General features: G+C 62.8%; 21 protein-coding genes. 10 read left to right on the top strand and 11 right to left on the bottom strand.

Going from position 1 to position 19459, the window contains the following annotated elements:
* Positions 1-100 precede the first annotated feature (100 nt).
* The 6 genes from VIQ49_RS01740 to VIQ49_RS01715 are packed head-to-tail and all read right to left on the bottom strand — an operon-like array spanning position 101 to position 5733.
* Positions 101-418, bottom strand: a complete 318-nt coding sequence (locus tag VIQ49_RS01740) for a hypothetical protein (protein WP_331880181.1) — start codon at positions 416-418, stop codon at positions 101-103.
* A complete protein-coding gene (locus tag VIQ49_RS01735) occupies positions 384-788 on the bottom strand; it encodes a hypothetical protein (protein WP_331880180.1) in 405 nt (134 codons plus the stop codon). Before VIQ49_RS01735 ends, VIQ49_RS01740 begins: the two co-directional genes overlap by 35 nt.
* On the bottom strand, positions 785-1492 hold the full coding sequence (locus VIQ49_RS01730; protein WP_331880178.1) for an ABC transporter ATP-binding protein: 708 nt from the start codon (positions 1490-1492) through the stop codon (positions 785-787). Before VIQ49_RS01730 ends, VIQ49_RS01735 begins: the two co-directional genes overlap by 4 nt.
* Positions 1489-2205 carry an ABC transporter ATP-binding protein gene (locus VIQ49_RS01725; protein WP_331880176.1) on the bottom strand — a complete coding sequence of 239 codons (717 nt, stop codon included), beginning with the start codon at positions 2203-2205 and terminating at the stop codon, positions 1489-1491. The genes VIQ49_RS01730 and VIQ49_RS01725 overlap by 4 nt, the downstream gene beginning before the upstream one ends.
* Positions 2183-4363 carry an ABC transporter permease gene (locus VIQ49_RS01720; protein ID WP_331880174.1) on the bottom strand — a complete coding sequence of 727 codons (2181 nt, stop codon included), beginning with the start codon at positions 4361-4363 and terminating at the stop codon, positions 2183-2185. The genes VIQ49_RS01725 and VIQ49_RS01720 overlap by 23 nt, the downstream gene beginning before the upstream one ends.
* Positions 4363-5733, bottom strand: a complete 1371-nt coding sequence (locus VIQ49_RS01715) for an ABC transporter substrate-binding protein (protein ID WP_331880249.1) — start codon at positions 5731-5733, stop codon at positions 4363-4365. The genes VIQ49_RS01720 and VIQ49_RS01715 overlap by 1 nt, the downstream gene beginning before the upstream one ends.
* Before the next feature lie 465 nt (positions 5734-6198).
* On the opposite strand from VIQ49_RS01715, the gene VIQ49_RS01710 reads away from it, so the two are divergent.
* From VIQ49_RS01710 to VIQ49_RS01680, 7 genes are read left to right on the top strand one after another with little or no spacing between them, the layout of a single operon-like run.
* Positions 6199-6729: a carboxymuconolactone decarboxylase family protein gene (locus VIQ49_RS01710; protein ID WP_331880172.1), complete on the top strand. Its 531-nt coding sequence runs from the start codon at positions 6199-6201 to the stop codon at positions 6727-6729.
* A 4-nt stretch (positions 6730-6733) separates the two neighbouring features.
* The gene (locus VIQ49_RS01705) at positions 6734-8005 is read left to right on the top strand and encodes an aromatic ring-hydroxylating dioxygenase subunit alpha (RefSeq protein ID WP_331880171.1); all 1272 of its coding nucleotides are present in this window, start codon (positions 6734-6736) and stop codon (positions 8003-8005) included.
* Entirely contained in the window at positions 7986-8312 is a 327-nt protein-coding gene (locus VIQ49_RS01700) for a hypothetical protein (protein ID WP_331880170.1), read from the top strand. Before VIQ49_RS01705 ends, VIQ49_RS01700 begins: the two co-directional genes overlap by 20 nt.
* Before the next feature lies 1 nt (position 8313).
* Positions 8314-9525, top strand: a complete 1212-nt coding sequence (locus tag VIQ49_RS01695; protein WP_331880169.1) for an amidohydrolase family protein — start codon at positions 8314-8316, stop codon at positions 9523-9525.
* Positions 9512-9928 carry a nuclear transport factor 2 family protein gene (locus VIQ49_RS01690; protein WP_331880167.1) on the top strand — a complete coding sequence of 139 codons (417 nt, stop codon included), beginning with the start codon at positions 9512-9514 and terminating at the stop codon, positions 9926-9928. Before VIQ49_RS01695 ends, VIQ49_RS01690 begins: the two co-directional genes overlap by 14 nt.
* The gene (locus tag VIQ49_RS01685) at positions 9925-11025 is read left to right on the top strand and encodes an acyl-CoA dehydrogenase family protein (protein ID WP_331880165.1); all 1101 of its coding nucleotides are present in this window, start codon (positions 9925-9927) and stop codon (positions 11023-11025) included. The genes VIQ49_RS01690 and VIQ49_RS01685 overlap by 4 nt, the downstream gene beginning before the upstream one ends.
* 2 nt (positions 11026-11027) lie before the next feature.
* The gene (locus tag VIQ49_RS01680) at positions 11028-11837 is read left to right on the top strand and encodes an acyl-CoA dehydrogenase family protein (RefSeq protein WP_331880163.1); all 810 of its coding nucleotides are present in this window, start codon (positions 11028-11030) and stop codon (positions 11835-11837) included.
* Between the two features lie 182 nt (positions 11838-12019).
* Here the strand turns inward: VIQ49_RS01680 and VIQ49_RS01675 are convergent, their stop codons facing one another.
* The 4 genes from VIQ49_RS01675 to VIQ49_RS01660 all read right to left on the bottom strand — a co-directional run bounded on the left by VIQ49_RS01675 (position 12020) and on the right by VIQ49_RS01660 (position 15741).
* The gene (locus VIQ49_RS01675; RefSeq protein WP_331880162.1) at positions 12020-12544 is read right to left on the bottom strand and encodes a hypothetical protein; all 525 of its coding nucleotides are present in this window, start codon (positions 12542-12544) and stop codon (positions 12020-12022) included.
* 245 nt (positions 12545-12789) lie between these two features.
* A complete protein-coding gene (locus tag VIQ49_RS01670; protein ID WP_331880161.1) occupies positions 12790-13575 on the bottom strand; it encodes an enoyl-CoA hydratase in 786 nt (261 codons plus the stop codon).
* Between the two features lie 5 nt (positions 13576-13580).
* A complete protein-coding gene (locus VIQ49_RS01665; RefSeq protein WP_331880159.1) occupies positions 13581-14756 on the bottom strand; it encodes an acyl-CoA dehydrogenase family protein in 1176 nt (391 codons plus the stop codon).
* On the bottom strand, positions 14740-15741 hold the full coding sequence (locus tag VIQ49_RS01660; RefSeq protein WP_331880158.1) for an acyl-CoA dehydrogenase family protein: 1002 nt from the start codon (positions 15739-15741) through the stop codon (positions 14740-14742). Before VIQ49_RS01660 ends, VIQ49_RS01665 begins: the two co-directional genes overlap by 17 nt.
* A 201-nt stretch (positions 15742-15942) precedes the next feature.
* Between VIQ49_RS01660 and VIQ49_RS01655 the strand changes: the two genes are divergently transcribed.
* Genes VIQ49_RS01655 through VIQ49_RS01645 form a run of 3 tightly spaced genes read left to right on the top strand, consistent with a single transcriptional unit; the run spans position 15943 to position 18578 of the window.
* Positions 15943-16596, top strand: coding sequence for a TetR/AcrR family transcriptional regulator (locus tag VIQ49_RS01655; RefSeq protein ID WP_331880156.1), 654 nt, complete (start codon positions 15943-15945; stop codon positions 16594-16596).
* A gap of 49 nt (positions 16597-16645) precedes the next feature.
* Positions 16646-17488 carry an acyl-CoA thioesterase gene (locus VIQ49_RS01650; RefSeq protein ID WP_331880155.1) on the top strand — a complete coding sequence of 281 codons (843 nt, stop codon included), beginning with the start codon at positions 16646-16648 and terminating at the stop codon, positions 17486-17488.
* 46 nt (positions 17489-17534) lie between these two features.
* On the top strand, positions 17535-18578 hold the full coding sequence (locus tag VIQ49_RS01645; protein WP_331880154.1) for a dihydrodipicolinate reductase: 1044 nt from the start codon (positions 17535-17537) through the stop codon (positions 18576-18578).
* Here the strand turns inward: VIQ49_RS01645 and meaB are convergent.
* Complete coding sequence (gene meaB / locus VIQ49_RS01640) at positions 18559-19446, bottom strand: methylmalonyl Co-A mutase-associated GTPase MeaB (protein WP_331880152.1); 888 nt, start codon at positions 19444-19446, stop codon at positions 18559-18561. The two genes, VIQ49_RS01645 and meaB, sit on opposite strands and share 20 nt — an antisense overlap.
* Between the last annotated feature and the right edge of the window lie 13 nt (positions 19447-19459).

Below are 19459 nucleotides of genomic sequence, written 5' to 3'. Positions count from 1 at the left end.
AGTCACCACGTCCGCGAGCGAACGCAGAAGAATTCGCCGCTGCGGGAGGCCGGATTTCGGGCCCCCCGCGACGACGACGTTTGGCGTGCCCAGTACCCGATCAGTCTGACGCCGGCAGCGGCTTGGGGCTCTTGATACTCAGCTCCACACCATTGATGCTCAATGTTCCGGTGCCCGCCGATGTGCAGAGCAGCTCGATGGAGCCCTCCGCATCAACATAGCGCTTTCCGAGAAGTGTTGCAGGAGCGGCACCGTCACCCGCTATCTTTTCGGCTGTGGCCGCCGGAACCATCGGGCTGCCGCCGCAGCTCACAACCGCGGCACCGTCACTCGGAGCCTTGACGATCACGACGCGAGTGGCGCAGGTGGTACTTGCCAGCTGGTCACCGGGGCGCAACGGCGTGCTTTGCTGTGTCATCGTGAATATCCTTTTCGACGAGAAGTTTATCGTTGGGGGACAATTGTTCCGACAGGTTGCTGAAGTCAAATGCCTGCCGCGCCAACCAGAATCGCAGGAAGTCGGTGAGCGAATAGCGCAGGAACACTGCCGATCCTACGACAGCCAGCGAAATGCCGATGAGTGCGATCACGATCGCATCGCGCTGCTCCAGCGGATTCGAGGTGCCGTGTGACATGAAGTAGGCGATGATCGCGAGCACCGGGCCCACCACCATCAGTGCCAGACCGATGCGCAGCCAGAGCTGCGACCGGCCGGCCGACGGATCGGGGATCTTCAGCTCGGACAACTCACGGGTGAAGCGATCGGCGCGAGATTCGGGTGCGGTCATGATGAACTTCCTAGGTAGAGGGCTGCCAGTTCTTTCTTGAATTCGTCGTCGGGACGACCCTGGTGTTCGACCCGGCCACGGACGAGTACCGCGGCATGGTCTGCATAGTCGAGAACGGCCGCCGCAAACTGCTCGACAACCAGGACCGCGACGCCCTGCCGGGCGATCTCGGCCACCTGCTCGTAGAGCTCGGCGACGATCAGGGGCGCGAGCCCCATCGACAATTCGTCGAGCAGCAAAACCGCGGGATCGGTTGCCAGACCCCGGGTCAGGGCCAACATCTGCTGCTCACCGCCGGACATGGTCCCGGCGGTCTGCGATGCGCGCTTTCCGAGAATCGGGAATCGCCTGAATGCGATCTCCTCGATCTCCTCACGCGAACGCCCGGTGAACGTCATCATCTGGAGGTTCTCGCGAACCGTCAGGTTCGGGAAGACCCCGCGGCCTTCCGGGATCAGGCACACGCCCGAACGGGCGACGTCTCCCAATGCCATTCCGGTGGCGTCCCGTCCACCGAGCCAGAGTTGACCCGACTTGACGGGATGGTTTCCGGCCGCCACGTTCAGCGTTGTGGTCTTGCCGGCACCGTTGGGGCCGAGCAGCGCGACAACTTGCCCGGCGGAGACACTCAGATCGATGCCGTGGAGCACCGTGATCGCGTCATACGCCGCACGGACGTCCTTCAATTCCAACAAAGGAGTCATGCTTCCGTCCCCAGGTATGCCGCCAGAACCTTTTCGTCCTTGCGGATGACGTCGGGCGGGCCGGATGCGATGATCCTGCCGAGGTCGAGCACGAACACCTGGTCACAGACCTCCATGACCAGTTCCATGTCGTGTTCGACCAGCAGGATCGCTGCACCGCGGTCAGCGATGGTGCGAAGGAGGAGCGCGAAACGCTCCGTCTCCTCGGGATCCTGACCGGCCGCAGGTTCGTCGAGCAGCAGCAAGCTCGGTTTGACGGCGAGGGCGCGCGCCACCTCCACCAAACGACCTATACCCGTGGGCAATTCGTCGGAACTCTCGTCGGCGATATCGCCGAGGTCGAGTCGCTCGATGATCTCGTCCACCACTTCCGCCGAGTTCCGGCGGTGCGGACCGAGTTCGGCGGCGACCAGCAGGTTGTCCCGAACGCTCAAGCGACCGAACAATTCCAGTCGCTGGAAGGTGCGGGCCAGGCCGCGCCGGGCCCGTTTCGAGGGTCCTTCCCGGGTGACGTCATGGCCGTCCATGATCACCGTGCCCGACACCGGCTTGCGCAATCCGGTGACGACGTCGAACAGCGTGCTCTTTCCGGCGCCGTTGGGGCCGATCAAGCCGGTGATCTTCCCGGCCTCGGCGGACAGCGCAACGTCCTCGAGCGCCCGATGGCCACCAAAGGCCACCGTCACGCCACTAACCTCGAGTTGCAACGGCATGGTCCAACACCTCCTCGTCCTCGGCGCGCCAAGGGCGTTTGATACCCCACCACTCGACCGGGATGTCTGATTCCACGATGGCCCCATTCGGGCCCGATGTGTCCGAATTCTGCGAATCGATGTCGTCCGGATCGATTGTGGGCTTCGGCTTGACGGCCACCCACACCCGCAGTGCCACCACTCCGGCGACGATGCCGAAGAAGAACATCCAACCGTCGATCACATCGGCCAGGCGCAGTGCCCAGAGCAACACGAACCAGCTCAGGAATGCTGATACCCCAATGCGGTCAGCGAAAACCGGATCCCACTCCTTGCGCATCTGCGGGATGGCACCCGAACTGATGATGCCACCGGCGAAGGCGATTCCGAGCAGGCCAGGGATCACCTGCACCAGGTCGGCGGAGTCCGGCCAGATCATGACCACAGCAACAAACGGGCCAGCCAACATGAATCCGGTGAAGAAGCCGGCTCCGACCGAGCCGAGTCCGGCGATGACCGCAATCAGGAACAGCGGCAGTCCTGCAACAAAATTGAACTGATCGGCGGTGACCGACTGCAATTGCATTCCGTACAGCGCTCCGCCGAGTCCGGCGATACCGGCACCGAGTGCGAACACTGCGACCTTGGCCATCAGGAGGTTGCCACCGAGCGTGGCATAGGCCGCCTCGCTGTCACGCTGGGCGATGAGCCTGCGTCCGAAGCGACTACGGCGAACCAGTGCCACCATCAGTGTCGCCAGGGCGAGGAACACCGCCGAGAGAATCGTGACTCTCGCCGTGGTGTCGAAATGGAACCCGAACAGATTCGGTCCCACCAGCTCCACCGATCCCTGGTCGAAGATCGAGATGTCCGCCCCGAAGAGATTGAACTCCGGCAGCGTGAATATCCAGCGATCCATGATGACCGCGAACGCGGCGGTTCCGAGCGCCAGATAGACACCCGATAGCCGCAGCGCCGGAATCGCGACGAGTGCACCCGCGATTGCCGAGACCACCACCGCGGCGATCAGTGCCCACCACTGCCCGCTTCCACCGAAGTAGGCGCAGGCGGCCGCACCGATCCCGGCCATCGTCAACTGACACAACGAGATCTGGCCGGCGAAGCCCGCCAGGGGGACAAACGAGAGCGCGATGATACTCATCGGGAAGATCAACCCGAAGCTGATCAGATCGCCTTCACCCAGAACGGTGGTCAGCACCACCGCGAACACGACGATCACCGCACCGAAGATCAGGGTGCCGCGAACTGTGGGTAGCGGAACCCTGGTGAGTCGACGGTCGCGGCCACGTAGCCGGCCGTGCGGGAACAGGAGGAGTGCGAGCAGCAACAAGATCGCAGGCGCTGCCAGGCGCAGACCCGGGAGGTACGCGTTCTGCGGCAGGTATCCCGCCAGGTACGCCTCCATGCAGCCGACCACGATCGCGCCGACAAACGTCATCGGCAGGCTCTTGAGTCGGCCGAAGATGGCTGCGGCGTAGGCGCTGATGATGAGCAGCGACAGCTGCATGGCATCGAGGGCCACCATCGAAGCGATCAAGATGCCGCCGATCGCGGCGAGTTCGGTTCCGAGGATCCAGGCCACGCGGTTGGCCCGCACCGGATTTGCTCCGGTGAGGCCGACCAGTCCCCGGTCGTCGACGGTTGCCCGCATCTCGGTTCCGATACGGGTGTTGAACATCAACACCCGTAAGCCGATTGCCACTGCAATTGCCACCGCCATCGTCACTGCCTGATGCCAGGTGATGGTGGCGGAACCGATGTGGATCGGAGACCTTTCGGCGAAGAACCGGGGAATCGACTTGGCGTCGTTCGGATCCCAGATCCACCGTGCAACGGCGATGAGAGCGCTCAACAGAGCGATCGTCATCACCATCTTCTCGGCCTCACCCAATCGTTGGACCGGTCGCATCGCCAATTCGACAAGGAGCGCGAACCCCGGTGCCAGGACACCGAGAATGATGATCAGCGAGAGCCATACGGGCACACCCCATCCGATGGAGAGCTGCCAGTATGTGAAGGCGGCGAACATGCCGGCCGCGCCGTGCGCGAAGTTGAAGACGCCGGTGGTCGTGTACGTGAGTACCAGGCCGCTGCCGATCACTGCGTAGATCGCAGCGGTCGTCAGACCAACGATTCCGAAGGTGAGGAATTGATCCATTACTTCACATCACTCATGCTCTTGCCGACATCGGCCAGGGTCAGCGGGGTCCCATAGTCCTTGGTGTACTTGTACGGCTGCGCGCAGCGGTAGAATTCTCCGTCGGTCGCACCGATGTCGACAGACTCCCAGCCGTCGGCGGTCGACTTCTCGACGTTGAAACAGCCGTTCGGCGGAACCGGTGCGAGCATGTTGTTAGGCGCATGCAATCCACCTGCAGTCCAGGCGGTTTCGCTCTTTGCCTTTTCCACGAGGCAGGCCCGGGTGAGGTCGTCGCCACAGGCTGCGGCCGACTTCGCGAACAACAGCCACGACGAGAACGCACGGATCGCCGGCAGGGTCATCTCGGTATCGGGCGAGTACTTCTCCCACAACTCGTTGAGCTGCTCCATCGCCGGAACGTCGCTGGTGATCGGCGCATTGCCACCGAGGTCGAGGTAGTTGTTCTGTTCGGCGGCCGAGGTACCGGCCAACTCGATGAACTGGCCGCCGTATGCGTTGTTGTTGGTGTCGATCCAGTCGAGCTTGTAATCGATACTGGTGAGCACACTTTCGAGCTTTGCGAGCTGTTTGAAGTCGCCATAGTAGATCAGGCCCTTGACGCCCTTGCTCTTCATCGCCTGCGCGTAGGGGGTCCAGTCCGAGACACCCATCGCCGGATACAGGTCGTTGTAGACGAACGTGCCACCGGCCGCGGTGGTCGATTCGACAGCCTGTTCGCCCAGGACCTTTGTCACGGGTGAATCACCGTTGATGATGCCGACCGCACCCTTGGAATCGGGGTAGGCCTCATTGAGGAGCCAGCTCCGGAAGCCGTAGTAGGGGTCGTAGCCGACGGTCAGGCTGGGGTCTGCCGCGATCTCGAGTTCGGCACCGGCGGACTGGGCCTGTGCGATCTGGGCCGGGAAGCTCGGAAGCGTGCAGTTCAGACGCTCTTTGACGCCTAGTCCGTCCAGCGCGGCACCGCCGCCGACCAGAGCGAAGTCTTCTCGGCACGCGGCGATCATCTGCTGGCGAACCTCCATGAGCTTGCTATCACGGGTGTTGGCTACGAGCTCGCGTCCGTTGATACCGCCGAGTTCGTTACACCACGAGGTGAAGACCTTGGCCGCGTCCACGAACTCCGAGTTCTTGGTGAAACCGACATCTGAGAAGACCCCCACCTGGATCTGCGAGTCTGTGACACCTTGCGCGGGAGCGCCTTTCGGGGAGCCCGACTGGCAGACGTCCGACAGATCACCGAAGTCGGCCGAAGCGCTGGCCGCTGCAGTCGTGCCGCCGCCACCGCCGCCTTCTTCCGAGCCCGTGTCGCTGCCGTCCCGGCCACAGCCGGCAACAAGCAACGTGGCCGCCATCAGGGCGATCACCATGCGTTGTGGTCTCACATTGTTTCCTCTCGAGTGCGTGCGTTCCGCCTGCGGATGTAGCGATCCGAGACGGGTTTGTGGACCCTGCCCCCGACGGATCGACACCACGTCGCGGGCCGTTGCGCTTTCGCTAGTAGGAAACTAGCTTCTCCCATTTGAAGAATCAAGATTTTGTAGGACGCAGATCACACCGTACCGGAACTGTGACCATCGGCAAATCGGACACCGGGGGCATCTTCAACTGCCGGCCCGGACGTGTTTCGGCAGGTGGGGCGACTCCACATCGGACATTCGCATCTGCACATCCAAGTCAAGGGCCCCGCCCGTCGCCGGATCAGCACAGCATGGACGACGAAGACGCGCGATCGACAAATTTCCCCGCAGGATTGACTAACCGGGGACTTCATGGAAATCTAGGTGTTCGAAAGTGAGAATGCGATTCTCCTACCGAACGAGAGGAGGTGGTGGATGCGTCTGCCCCCGTTACCCGCGGACCAATGGGACGAGACCGTCGACACTGCCCTTAAGGGGATGCTGCCGAGATGGCGGAGGAACCCGGAGAATGCCGGAACGATCCTGGCGACCCTGGTACGTCACCCGGCCCTGACTCAGGCGTACCTCGGATTCAACGTGTACATCTTGTTCAACTCGACCCTGCCGGCCCGGCTCCGCGAGCTCATGATCCTGCGGATCTCGACCCTGTCGAACTGCGAGTACGAGGCCAACCATCACGCCGAACTCGGTAAGGAGGCAGGGTTGACGGATGAGGAGATCTCCGCCGCCCTGCTCGGCAAGGGACTCAATGACTTCGACAGCGCCGCCCTGCGCTCAGTCGATGAATTAAACAGGGAATCTCGAATCTCGGACGAGACCTGGGCGGCATTGTCCGACCACCTCGACGAAAAGCAGCGGATGGACCTGGTCTTCACGGTCGGTTCCTATCGAATGCTCGCAATGGCAATCAATACTTTTGACGTCCAGCTTGAAAAGGAAAGGTAAATCAATGGCCCACTTCAAGAAACCAGCTGCAGGCAGCTGGACGGAGCATTGGCCGGAGCTCGGTACCGAGCCGGTCGATTACTCCGACTCCACCGATCCCGAGTTCTACCAGGCCGAGATCGACGCCATCTTCAAGAAGAAGTGGGTCAACATCGGACGCGTTGAGACCATCCCCAAGAAGGGGAACTTCTTCACCCGTGAGATCGCCGCACTCGGCACCTCGCTGATCATCGTTCGCGATTCCAACCTCGAAGTTCGCGCATTCCACAACGTGTGCCGCCACCGCGGAAACAAGCTGGTCTGGAACGACTACCCGAACGAAGAAACCTCGGGTACCTGCCGCCAGTTCACCTGCAAGTACCACGCCTGGCGCTACAGCCTCGAAGGCGACCTGACGTACGTGCAGCAGGAAGGCGAGTTCTTCGACCTCGACAAGAACCAGTACGGACTTGTCTCCGTGCGCTGTGAGGTCTGGGAAGGCTTCATCTGGGTCAACATGGATGACAACGCCGGGCCACTGACCGACTACCTGGGCCGCTTCGCCAAGGGTGTCGAAGGCTACCCGTTCGGTGAGATGACCGAGGTCTACAGCTACAAGTCGACGATCAACAGCAACTGGAAGCTGTTCATCGACGCGTTCGCCGAGTTCTACCACGCACCGGTGCTGCACCAGAAGCAGGCCACCAAGGAAGAAGCCGAGAAGCTTCTGCACTTCGGCTTCGAGGCCCTGCACTATGACCTCGACACCCCGCACTCGATGATCTCCAGCTGGGGAGGCATGTCGCCGCCCAAGGACGAGAGCATGGTCAAGCCCATCGAGCGGAAGCTCCGCAGCGGCCTCTTCGGCCCCTGGGATCGCCCCGACATCGAAGGTCTCGACCCATTGCCGGCAGGCATCAACCCCGCCGGTGCAAAGCCTTGGGGCGTCGACGAGTTCGAGTTCTTCCCGAACATGTCGCTGCTGTTCTGGGCGCCGGGCTGGTACCTCACGTACCACTACTGGCCCACCGCGGTGAACCAGCACGTCTTCGAGGCCAACCTGTACTTCGTCCCGGCCAAGACCTGCCGCGAACGGCTTGCGCAGGAACTCGCCGCAGTCACGTTCAAGGAGTACGCGTTCCAGGACGCCAACACCCTCGAAGCAACGCAGACGATGCTCGCAACCAAGACGGTCAGCGAGTTCCCGCTCTGTGACCAGGAAATCCTCCTCCGCCACCTCCACAAGGTGGTCAAAGATGAAGTAAGGGAGCACAAAAATGCCGCAGCTACCAGCTGATTTCGCCGATCTCGAGAAGTTCTCGGACTGGATCCTGGCCACCGAAGAGGAGCGTTACGCCAAGCGCCTCGAGACGAGCATGGACGACATGCAGGTGTTCTACGACGCCGGTATGGAAAAAATGGACGCCGCACTGGACCATCTCGACAACTTCGACCTGTACGACCTGCCGGATCCGGAGCGGGCACTGATGTACCTGATGCAGTCGGTCATCATGGTCTCGTTCCCGATCGAGGTCTGGAAGCAGCCCCGCGTGCTCGACAGCGGTGCGGCATGGGTTGAAACCGTGCGGCAGCCGGCGTTCTGACATGCAGACACTCGTAGCGGCGGGATTGCTCGACATCGACTCCGGCGAAATCGTCCGGCCCGGGATCATCCGGGTCGACGGTGAGCACATAGTCGGCGTGGGCGGTTCTCCAGAAGGCGAGGTCATCGACCTCGGTGACCTCATCCTCGTCCCCGGTTTCATGGACATGGAGGTCAATCTGCTCATGGGCGGTCGCGGCGAAAAGCCGGTCGCCTCAATGGTCCAGGATGATCCGCCGATACGAATGTTGCGTGCGGTGGGCAATGCCCGCCGCACGCTGCGTGCGGGCTTCACCACCGTCCGCAACCTCGGTCTCTTCGTCAAGACCGGCGGATATCTCCTGGACGTTGCACTCGGCAAGGCAATCGACGCCGGTTGGGTCGACGGTCCCCGGGTCATCCCGGCCGGCCACGCCATCACCCCCACCGGCGGTCATCTCGACCCCACGATGTTCGCGGCCTTCATGCCCGGCGTCCTGGATCTGACCATCGAAGAAGGCATCGCCAACGGTGTGGCAGAGGTCCAGAAGGCCGTCCGGTACCAGATCAAGCACGGCGCACAGCTGATCAAGGTGTGCGTCTCCGGTGGGGTCATGTCCCACACGGGAACAGCCGGGGCCCAGCACTATTCGTTCGACGAGCTGGTTGCCATCGTCGACGAGGCTCATCGGCGCGGTTTGCGGGTGGCTTCGCACACCCACGGCGCCGAGGCGGTCAAGCAGGCCATCAAGGCCGGCATCGATTGCATCGAGCACGGTTTCCTCGTCGATGACGAGGCGATCCAGATGATGATCGACAACGACACCTTCCTCGTGCCGACAACCCGGCTGATCGACGGTATGGACATCTCTCACGCTCCGGACGAGCTGAAAGAGAAGGCCGCGGAGATGTTCCCCAAGGCCCGCATCGCGGTCAAGAAGGCGTACGACGCCGGTGTCAAGATCGCGGTCGGAACCGATGCACCGGCAATTCCGCACGGCAAGAACGCGGACGAGCTCGTCGCCCTGGTCGACCGCGGACTGCCCCCGCTGGCAGTCCTGCGCGCGGCCACCACCGTCGCCGCAGACCTGATCAACGTCACCGACCGCGGCCGACTCGTCGAAGGGCTACTGGCCGACATCGTCGGTCTGCCCGGAGATCCCTTGGAAGACATCACCGTCACGCAAGACGTGCGGTTCGTCATGAAAGGCGGAAAAGTTTATGTCAACAAATGACGATCTGCTGGAACTCCAGCAGTTGTTGGCCCGCTACGCGGTGAACATGACCAAGAACGACGTCGAAGGTGTCGTCGCGGTCTTCACCCCGGACGGGACCTACAGCGCATTCGGCGACGAGTTCGGGCTCGACCAGTTCCCTGAACTCGTAGCAGCGGCACCCAAGGGTCTGTTCATGACCGGTCTGCCACTGCTCGAGATCGACGGTGACACCGGAACCGGCACGCAGCCACTGTGTTTCGTCCACGACGCGACGCACGACATGCGCATCGGCTACTACAACGACACCTATGCGCGGACCGAGGCCGGGTGGCGTATCCGTACCCGCAAGATGACGTTCATCCGCCGCAGCGGCGAACACGATTCGGGTATCCCCCACGCATTCGAACGCTCGGGGGCATGAACACGGCGGACTTCCGCTCGGCTGTTCGTGAGTGGCTCGACGCCAATGATCTGACTCCTGGACCCGACCATTCTCTGGATGGTCAGGTCGAGCAGTTGAATCGGGTGCGTCGAGCCCTTTTCGATGCCGGGTGGATGCGTTACGGATGGCCCGAAGAGGTCGGTGGACTGGGCGGACCCGCCGAGTTGCGGGCTGTGCTCGGCGAAGAAGTCGCGATCCGCGATCTCGCCGAACCGGGCCTCTATTCGATGATCGAAGTCCTCGTACCGACGATGATGTCGTACGCGACACCGGAACTCGCCGCGGAGATGGTCCCGCTGATGCTCAGCGGCCGCGAGCAATGGTGCCAAGGATTCTCAGAGCCCGGCTCGGGCAGCGATCTGGCGTCACTCACCACCAAAGCCGTACAGCAGGGCGACAACTGGGTCATCTCGGGACAGAAGGTGTGGACCAGCCTGGCCCAGTACGCTTCTCGCTGCGTCCTGTTGACCCGGACCGGTCCAGGACACAATGGAATCACCGCATTCTTTGTCGACATGGACACCCCGGGGATCACCGTTCGGCCACTGAGGACCATGCACGGTGTCGATGAGTTCGCCGAGGTCTACTTCGACAACGTTGTGGTTCCTGCCGACCGGATGCTCGGTAAACCCGGCGATGGCTGGGGTGTGGCGATGGATCTGCTCCCCCACGAGCGGTCGACCTGTTTCTGGCATCGCATCGCCTACCTGTTCACCCGTCTCGACCGGTTGCTCACCGAGTCGGCACCGATCACCACGGCCGCAGACGACGCCGAACTCGGTGCGGCGTATCTGGCACTGCACACCATTCGTTGCCGTTCCAGGATGACGCAACAGCGTCTGGCCGAGGGAGCCCAACTGGGACCCGAGACGTCCGTGGACAAGGTGCTGCTGGCCACCGCCGAGCAACAACTGTTCAACACCGCACGCGATCTGTTGCCGGGAGCGATTGAGCTCTCTGAATCGGAATGGCGGATCGAATACCTCTATTCGCGCGCTGCCACCATCTACGGCGGCACCGCGGAGATCCAACGCAACATCATCGCGCGACGACTGCTCGATCTCGGGAAGGAGTGAACATGGACGACGACGAACTCCTTTTACTCACAGAGACATTCCGCAAGGCAATGACCGGGTCATCCGGGCCTGCGCTCGACGCGGCCCTTGTCCAACTCGGATGGACCGAGATGCTCGCCGAGATTCCGGAGATCGCTGTGCCCATCGTGTTTCGGCTTCTCGGGGAAACCGGCGCGCACGCCTCGGTGATAAACGACGTTGTCGGGGCATACATCCCGCTGCCCTTCGCCGGTGGTTCCTGGGTCGTCTGGCATCGGAAGAGCGAGGCCTCCGGAGCAACACTTGATCCAGAGTTGCCCCTGGAAGTGGTCGGATCCTGCAGTGGGACTCCACTACCCACGGCCACGCTCGCCGCAGCACAGCGGGCAATCGGATGGTGGCTCATCGGCACCAGCCGAACAATGTTGTCGCTGGCACGCGAACACGCGTTGAGTCGCACCCAGTTCGGGAAGCCGGTGGCGGGTTTCCAGGCGATTCGGCACAAGCTCGCCGAGACCTACGTCGCGATCGAGGGCGCAGAGGCGACCCTCCGGATGGCCGAGACGCAGCGCAGCGGAGATCGACCATCAAATGCGGACGAATTGGGTTCGATACTCGCGAAAGCTGCTGCCGGACAGGCTGCTCTGACCGCTGCCAAGCATTGCCAGCAGATCCTGGGCGGTATCGGCTTCACCGAAGAACACGACCTGCAGCGCCACATCAAACGAGCGCATGTTCTCGACGGACTCTTCGGGAGTGCCCGCGAGCTGACACGGGAAGCCGGCGCCATCATTCGACAACAGGGTTCGGCTCCGCGGCTGGTCGACCTGTGACCGCCCAGCGCATCTGAACATACTGAACAGCACTACTTTTCACCGAGAGATCAGGGCCTGCCCCCCACCACGGGGGAACAGGCCCTGACCTGTTTGCCCGCCCGGTGTTGCGAGCGCATACGCACAGGGCCGGCACTCCCCGAGGGAGCACCGGCCCGTGTGTTGTTTCTGATTGTACGAGATCAGCAGCCCGGAATCGCTTCGCCGGAGCCCTGCACGGCCAGGACGGTGCAGAAGGTCACGCCCGCAACGACCCACGTGCCGTCGACCAGCACGGCCTCACCGCTCTGGCCGGGGAGCACGGGATTGCCGCCCAGTTCCAGGTCCCAGACAACGGTTGCCTTGTCGGGTGCGTCGAGGGTGACCGACTGGACGGATGCAGTGGTGCCCGCGGCCTGCGGGTTTGTGCTCATGCCCTGCAGCACCGGGCCGAAGACCGCGGGGTTCTCGATGTACGCCGTACGCTCCTCGACCGGAGCTGCCCCGTTGAAGAAGGTCTCGTACGCGGTGGTGATCGCCTCGGTGGTTGCGGCGTCCGCGGTGGCGGCGGCAGCCTCACTCGAGGTGGTGGCAGCGGCCGACGAGGTGGCCGCAGCAGACGTCGACGAGTTGTCGTCGCTGTCGTCGCTACAGCCGGCAACGAGTCCGACCAGAACAGCAGCGCAGGCGCCGGCGGTGAGAGCCCTACGGAGGATCGAATTACGCATGGGTGAATCCTTTCTCGTGGACAGAGTATTCCGCCACTGAAGTGAAACTGAAGTCTCCGGCCGATGAGCGGGCGCGCGATTTCGCTTGTGCCCCCACTCATCCGCGACGACGACTGAGACTGATAATTGCATTCTCGGAAAGATCGTACGACACTCTCCGAGTGTCCTTGAGGGATTCGGAGAAATCGGTTTACCAGCATCTTTGGGACTCGTCAGCCCTCCGGCCGACTGCGAGCCTCACGCTCTCAAGTGATCTTCGACTTCATTTCATCGAGTCGGGCCAGAACCGGATAACCACTGACACTCAACGCATTTCCATGCCCGGTCTGGTGGACGTCGAACACAGACTGGATCGCGGCGTAAAAGCCTTGTACGTCCAGCGTCTGGTTGACGGCCCGCTTTGCCTGACGCAGGCCGAAGGGAGGCATCGAGGCGATGTGCTGCGCGAGCTTTGTCGTCTCGACGTCGAGCTCGGCACGGGGCACCACCTTGTTCACCATTCCCACCTGCTCCGCCTCCACCGCGGTGACTGGGCGACCGGTGAACAAGATCTCCTTGGCCTTACGCGGACCGAGTTCCCATGTGTGACCGTGATATTCGACGCCACCGATACCCATCAGCACCACCGGGTCCGAGAACTGGGCGTCGTCCGCTGCAACGATCAGATCGCAAGGCCAGCAAAGCAACAGACCACCGGAGATACAGCGCCCCTGGACCGCCGCGATCGACGGTTTGGGGATGTTGCGCCATCGCAACGAATACTCCAGGTAGCGGCGGCTTTCGTTCTGATAGATCAATTCCAGGGTGATCTTGTCAGGGACCGGTTCCCCGCTCTTGAGGTCGTGACCGGCCGAGAAGTGCTTGCCCTCGGCACGCAGAACGATGACAACGACGTCCGGGTCACCGGCAGCCCGCATCCAGGCTGCATCCAGTTCGTCGAGCAGAGCGCCGTTTTGGGCATTTGCCCGCTCAGGACGATTGAGCGTGATGGTTGCGATCTTATCGGCGACCGAATATTCGATGTACGTCACTGGCCTTACCCCCTCGGTAGCCCGAGCACGCGCTCGGCAATGATGTTGCGCTGCACTTCGGACGTACCACCGGCGATGGTTCCGGCAAAGCTCCGGGCATAGCGGTCGAACCAGCTCCCACTGAAATCATCGTTGTTCAACGGCATGTGGGGCGCGCTGACCGCGGGATGGATAAGACCGTCGACCCCGGCGGCGTTCAGCGCGACCTCCGACGCGGCCTGCACCGCTTCGGACCCGAGCACTTTCAACACCGACAACGCCGCGACGTCCTCCTCACCACGAGCAGTGCGGGCCAGTGCCGCCGAACCCAACAGGCTCAACGCCTTGGCGTCCATGAGCAGGGTGGCATATCGGTCGCGGTCCAGTGGTGTGTTCGGCTCGAAATCTCCGATGAGATCCTGCAGCCGATCGGCGAAGCCCATCCACAGCAGATTGCGTTCATGGCCCAGGGAGCCGGAAGCAACACCCCAACCGCCGTTCAGCGGACCCACCAGATTCTCCGCCGGCACGCGCACGTCGTCGAAGAAGACCTCATTGAAGTCGGTGTCATCCGCTCGGCAGACCGATGCGAACGGACGCCGCGTGACGCCCGGCAGGTCCGTCGGGATCAGCAGAACGCTGATCCCCTTGTGCTTGGGCACATCAGGATCTGTTCGGACAAAGGCCAGGAGCACGTCGGCATGGTGCGCACCGGACGTCCAGATCTTCTGGCCGTTGACAACGAAGTGGTCTCCGTCGCGGACGGCACGCGTGCGCAGCGAAGCCAGGTCCGAACCGGCACCCGGTTCACTCATGCCGAGTGCAGCAGTGATCTCACCCCGCAGAATCCTTGCCGCCCAATGATTTTTCTGTTCATCGGTCCCGAACGACAGGATCGATGCCGCGATGATCCCGAGACCCTGGGGATTGAAGCTGTGGTAGATCCGCCGCCGCGACAGCTCCCGCAGATGTACGTACTGCTGCAGGATCGTTGCGTTCCGGCCACCGAATTCCGGAGGGTTTCCCGGCAACAGCCATCCGTGATCGAACTGCACACGCTGCCATCGACGCGCCCATTCGGGCATGTCCGCACTCGAATGCGACCGCTCGGCGGTGTCGGCCTCCGCGGGCACGTGTTCGTCGAGGAACGCGATGAACTCCTGGCGAAAAGCCTCCAACTCGGGATCAAATGTCAACTGCATGTCGCTCCTCGAAGATGCGGGCACGGTGCTCCGCGGCGCCGCCCAGTAACAGTTCGCCGGACTTCGCCCGTTTGAGCGCGAACTGCAGATCGTTCTCCCACGTGAATCCCATTGCGCCGTGCAATTGCAAACCGTGGCGGAAGACCAGGGACTGACACTCACCGGCCGACGCCTTGGCCATCGACGCCGCCACCGCGCAGGTCCGGTCGTCGCCGGCCGCAATTGTCAACGCGGCGTAGTAGGACAGGGCACGGGCACGTTCGATGGCTACGTGCATGTCGGCGGCCTTGTGTTTGACCGCCTGGAACGATCCGATTTGGACGCCGAACTGCTGACGGGACTTCACGTGCTCGAGCACCATGTCGAGGATCCGCTGGCAGGCACCAACTGTCGTGAGCGCGAGCCCGGTCAACGCCACCGGCATCGCCAAGGACACGTCGACGTCGGCGCGGTCAGCGGCATCGGCCCGGACACCGGAGAACGACACCTCGGCGATGTGCAGCGCGGGATCGAACACCTGGGTTCGGGTGGCCGAGACCTGATCAGCTCGGACCACAAACGTTCCGGCGGAGGTGACCACCGCGATCCGATCAGCGCGATCGCCGTCCAGGATGTGCTTGGCCGTGCCGTCGAGGATCCAACCGGAGCCGTCGCGCCGGGCGTTGACGCCGGAGAACACCGCGGTTCCGGCCGCACCGTCGAGTTGGAATCCGGGTACGAGGGGTGCGAAGTGGGTCATGGTCGCAAGGTAGGGCGTGGGATCGGTCGACCGGCCGAGTTCCTCGAGCACGATCGCCAGTTCGACGGCGTCGGCGCGGTCGGTCAGTTCTGTCCATCCGAGTTTGTTGTACAGCTTCCACAGCGGCCCGGGGTCGACCCCTTCGTCGACGACGCTGCGTATGAATGCGGGTGAACACTCCTTCGCGACCACGTCGCGGATGGTGTCGCGCCATAGGCGTTGGTCCGAATCGAACTCCAACAGCATGTCGGCATGCCTCCTTCCACGTCGCATTTCCGCGACATCGCGAGAATATCATTCTCGCATATTGTCAGTGTGAATCTCAGAAGTGTCCACGAGATAGTCCCCAGGCCACTTTTTCGGCCCCAGGTCCGGTAGAGTGCCAGCCATGTTCTTCACACTTCGCCGCGGACCATCGTCCGACAAAGGCCGAGAAACGATCCGATCGTGACCAGTCCCAGCGAAGAACCCGCCTGGAAGCAGCGCGCGGTCGAGCGCTCCATCAAGACAGCCAAGCTTCGCGCTGAACAGCGCGTACAGAAGTTTCTGGACGCCGCACAGGCGATCATCACAGAAAAGGGCACGACGGAGTTCACCGTCCAGGAAGTGGTGGACCGGTCACGACAGTCGCTGCGGAGCTTCTATCTACAGTTCGACGGCAAGCATGAACTGCTGCTCGCGCTCTTCGAGGATGCCCTCGGCCGATCCGCCGACCAGATCCGCGCGGCGGCGGCCGGACCCACCGATCCCATGGAACGCCTGCGAGTGGCCGTAGAGCTGCTCTTTGAGCTCTGCCGTCCCGACCCCGACGCCAAACGACCGCTCTTCAACGACTTCGCACCCCAGTTGTTGCTGACGCACCCCGCCGAGGTCAAGATCGCCCACGCACCGCAGTTGGCGCTGTTCACAGAACTGATGGAACTCGCCCAGGAGGCCGGCCAGCTGCGTCCTGACGCGAATCCCAAACGGACTGCCGCGATGACGATGCAGACAGTGATGTTCATCGCGCAATCAAGCGCCTCGACCGACGACGCCACCATTCAGCCGATCACCGCAGAAGAAGTCTGGCAGTTCTGCGCCAAGGGATTCTCCGCTTCCTAATTGCGAGAATGCTGTTCTCCTCTTTAAGAATTCTGCTTACAATCGGTAGATGGCCGATATGTGGAATGACCTTCTCAGCTGTCTCGAACTACGAGAGCTGACCCCAGACACCAGTTCCGACACACCCGAGCAGGACCCCGGAACCACCGCCGCGGTATTCGAAGGGCAGAACCAGAATCTCGAATACCACCGTTTGTTCGGCGGCCAGATCCTCGGCCAGTTCATCGCGGCCTCACTCGCCACGTCTCCGGACAAGTCGATCAAGTCGATCCACTCGGTCTTCAGCAAAGAAGGACGTGCGGACGAGCCCGTGACCTACCGAGTGGTCAGGCAGCAAGAGGGACGCACCTTTGCGAGTCTGCTGATCACCGCATATCAGGCACACGGCGTCATCGCCTCGGCGGCGGTCTCGATGCACACCTCCGAGGACGGCCCCGAACTCCAGGAGATCGGTTCCCCGTCGCCGCTCCTGTCGGCCGACCACACGGTCGACTTCAACCTCATCCCGTGGGAGATCCGGACCGCAGGCGACCTCAACTCCACTGGCGTCTCGGCTCCCGAGTTCGAGTTCTGGATGCGCACACCCACCGTGGACGCCGCACTCGCACCCGCGCTGGCGGCCTACGCCACCGATCTGACCATCATCGGCACGGCTCTGCTGCCGCTGGAGGGCTACAGCCAGACCGGCAACGGCACCGCATTTGTCTCCGCGGTCACCTCGCACACCATCTGGTTCCACCGTCCCTTCCGCACCGACGAGTGGTTGTTGCTCCGCCAGCACAGCCCACTGGTCGCGCACGCCCGGACCTTCGGCCGCGGCGACATCCTCACCGAGGACGGCGCGCTGGTCGCCTCGTTTGCACAAGAAGCGATGGTCCGCATCAAGTCCTGATCCAATCTAGTCGGATATCCAAGAGTCACAACAGATCTGAGGGCACATGGCGATCAACACCGCACCGAACCGGGTGGTCCAGTGGGCGACCGGCAACATCGGCACCAAGTCATTGCGGGAGCTCATCGAGCACCCGACGCTGTCGCTTGTCGGCGTCTACGTCCACAGCCGGCAAAAGGCCGGTGCCGATGCCGGTGAACTCTGTGGCATCGGACCGATCGGGGTGATGGCCACGAGCAATATCGACGACGTGATCGCTCTCGGGCCGGATTGTGTTGTGTACATGCCGGCCGCGCTCGACGTCGATGAGGTGTGCCGGCTGCTGGCCGCGGGTATCAATATCGTCACCACCCGCGGCGAGTTCCACCATCCGGACAGTATGGATCCCGAACTGCGCACTGCGGTCGAAGCGGCCTGCCGCACCGGCCAGGCTTCCATTCACAGCACCGGAAGCAGTCCCGGGTTCAGCACAGAGGCCCTACCCCTGGTGGTGACGTCGATTCAGCGGCGCCTCGACAAACTGACCATCGACGAATACGCCGATCTCTCGTCACGTAACTCGCCGGAACTCTTGTTCGGGATCATGGGCTTCGGACAGGCGCCCGCCGAATTCAACGACGCCCGACTCGAACACGCACGGACCAGCTTCGGACCGTCGATGCAACAGACCGCCGATGCCCTTGGCCTGACACTTGATTCGATAGAAGCCGGTGGTGAAATCGGTGTCGCAACGAAGGACGTCGAGATCGCGGCCGGCACAATCAAGAAAGGAAGCGTCGCGGCTCAGCGGATCAGTGCAAACGGCATGCGCAACGGCAAGCCACTGATCACGTTTCGGGCGAATTGGTACTGCACCAACGACTTCGACGCCGACTGGGATCTCCTCTCCACCGGCTGGCGGATCACCGTCGAGGGGGATGCACCACTACAGATCGACATCAAATTCCCGATTGCGCTGGAGGACATGGCCGCGACGACTCCCGGGTATACCGCCAACCGGGCGGTCAACGCGGTCCCCTACGTGTGCGCGGCACCTGCAGGAATCCGTACCACCGCCGATCTGCCTCAGATCATCGCGAGATTGGGCTGACCTCTGCCGGTGCGGCGATCAACATCTCCGCCGCACCGTACGGGTCGATCTCACCAGCGGCCACCGCGTCGGCCAACCGTGAGAGATCCGGATGCATCTGGAGAAGAGTCTGGGCCAATGACAAGATCTGAACCCGCGCCCGCGCCGACTTCCGATCGGCGTTGTCGTCCCGGTGATGAGCGTCGATGACGTCGACGAGCTCATCGATCCCCTCACCGCGGACGGCAACGAGTTTGAGGATCGGGACGTGCGATTCTGCTCGCAGGTCCCGGACGGTCTGATCTGCGCCGTCGCGGTCGGCCTTGTTCACCACGAGGATGTCGGCCACTTCGAGCAGACCTGCCTTCGCGGCCTGAATCGCGTCTCCGGCACCGGGATTCAGGACAACCACAGTCGGGTCGGCGATCGCCGCCACCTCGACCTCCGATTGTCCGACACCGACCGTCTCCAGGACGATCAGATCGTAGGAGATGGCGCCGAGCAGCCGGATCGCGGCGGGCACAGCCGCCGAGAGTCCACCCAGGTGACCGCGGGTGGCCATGGAGCGGATCAGCACACCGGTGTCGTTGATGTGTGCGGCCATCCGGATCCGGTCACCGAGCAGCGCGCCACCGGAATAGGGCGACGATGGATCGACCGCGAGCACCGCGACCTTCAGACCGCGCTCCCGATATGCGGTCACCAGGGCCGCGACAGTGGTTGATTTTCCGGCGCCCGGCGGGCCCGTCAGACCGACAACACGCGGACTCCCGGACCCGGTGGCCGCCAGGACCTCATCGCGACGCGGACCTTCGACCAGGGTGAGCAACTTACCCGTTGCCCGCTCGGATCCGGCCCGCGCCGCGGTGATCAGTTCATCGACCGTCATACGAGGCAGTGAT

This window comes from Williamsia sp. (assembly GCF_036566845.1).
In the GTDB taxonomy this organism is placed as follows: Bacteria; Actinomycetota; Actinomycetes; order Mycobacteriales; family Mycobacteriaceae; genus Williamsia.
This window is presented reverse-complemented; position numbering and strand designations above follow the sequence as displayed.

What these genes read in the sequence shown, in the direction of transcription:
- VIQ49_RS01740 (WP_331880181.1), bottom strand. Translation starts at nt 418, where the DNA reads ATGACACAGCAAAGCACGCCGTTGCGCCCCGGTGACCAGCTGGCAAGT.
- VIQ49_RS01735 (WP_331880180.1), bottom strand. Translation starts at nt 788, where the DNA reads ATGACCGCACCCGAATCTCGCGCCGATCGCTTCACCCGTGAGTTGTCC.
- VIQ49_RS01730 (WP_331880178.1), bottom strand. Translation starts at nt 1,492, where the DNA reads ATGACTCCTTTGTTGGAATTGAAGGACGTCCGTGCGGCGTATGACGCG.
- VIQ49_RS01725 (WP_331880176.1), bottom strand. Translation starts at nt 2,205, where the DNA reads ATGCCGTTGCAACTCGAGGTTAGTGGCGTGACGGTGGCCTTTGGTGGC.
- VIQ49_RS01720 (WP_331880174.1), bottom strand. Translation starts at nt 4,363, where the DNA reads ATGGATCAATTCCTCACCTTCGGAATCGTTGGTCTGACGACCGCTGCG.
- VIQ49_RS01715 (WP_331880249.1), bottom strand. Translation starts at nt 5,733, where the DNA reads ATGGTGATCGCCCTGATGGCGGCCACGTTGCTTGTTGCCGGCTGTGGC.
- VIQ49_RS01710 (WP_331880172.1), top strand. Translation starts at nt 6,199, where the DNA reads ATGCGTCTGCCCCCGTTACCCGCGGACCAATGGGACGAGACCGTCGAC.
- VIQ49_RS01705 (WP_331880171.1), top strand. Translation starts at nt 6,734, where the DNA reads ATGGCCCACTTCAAGAAACCAGCTGCAGGCAGCTGGACGGAGCATTGG.
- VIQ49_RS01700 (WP_331880170.1), top strand. Translation starts at nt 7,986, where the DNA reads ATGCCGCAGCTACCAGCTGATTTCGCCGATCTCGAGAAGTTCTCGGAC.
- VIQ49_RS01695 (WP_331880169.1), top strand. Translation starts at nt 8,314, where the DNA reads ATGCAGACACTCGTAGCGGCGGGATTGCTCGACATCGACTCCGGCGAA.
- VIQ49_RS01690 (WP_331880167.1), top strand. Translation starts at nt 9,512, where the DNA reads ATGTCAACAAATGACGATCTGCTGGAACTCCAGCAGTTGTTGGCCCGC.
- VIQ49_RS01685 (WP_331880165.1), top strand. Translation starts at nt 9,925, where the DNA reads ATGAACACGGCGGACTTCCGCTCGGCTGTTCGTGAGTGGCTCGACGCC.
- VIQ49_RS01680 (WP_331880163.1), top strand. Translation starts at nt 11,028, where the DNA reads ATGGACGACGACGAACTCCTTTTACTCACAGAGACATTCCGCAAGGCA.
- VIQ49_RS01675 (WP_331880162.1), bottom strand. Translation starts at nt 12,544, where the DNA reads ATGCGTAATTCGATCCTCCGTAGGGCTCTCACCGCCGGCGCCTGCGCT.
- VIQ49_RS01665 (WP_331880159.1), bottom strand. Translation starts at nt 14,756, where the DNA reads ATGCAGTTGACATTTGATCCCGAGTTGGAGGCTTTTCGCCAGGAGTTC.
- VIQ49_RS01660 (WP_331880158.1), bottom strand. Translation starts at nt 15,741, where the DNA reads ATGCTGTTGGAGTTCGATTCGGACCAACGCCTATGGCGCGACACCATC.
- VIQ49_RS01650 (WP_331880155.1), top strand. Translation starts at nt 16,646, where the DNA reads ATGGCCGATATGTGGAATGACCTTCTCAGCTGTCTCGAACTACGAGAG.
- VIQ49_RS01645 (WP_331880154.1), top strand. Translation starts at nt 17,535, where the DNA reads ATGGCGATCAACACCGCACCGAACCGGGTGGTCCAGTGGGCGACCGGC.
- meaB (WP_331880152.1), bottom strand. Translation starts at nt 19,446, where the DNA reads ATGACGGTCGATGAACTGATCACCGCGGCGCGGGCCGGATCCGAGCGG.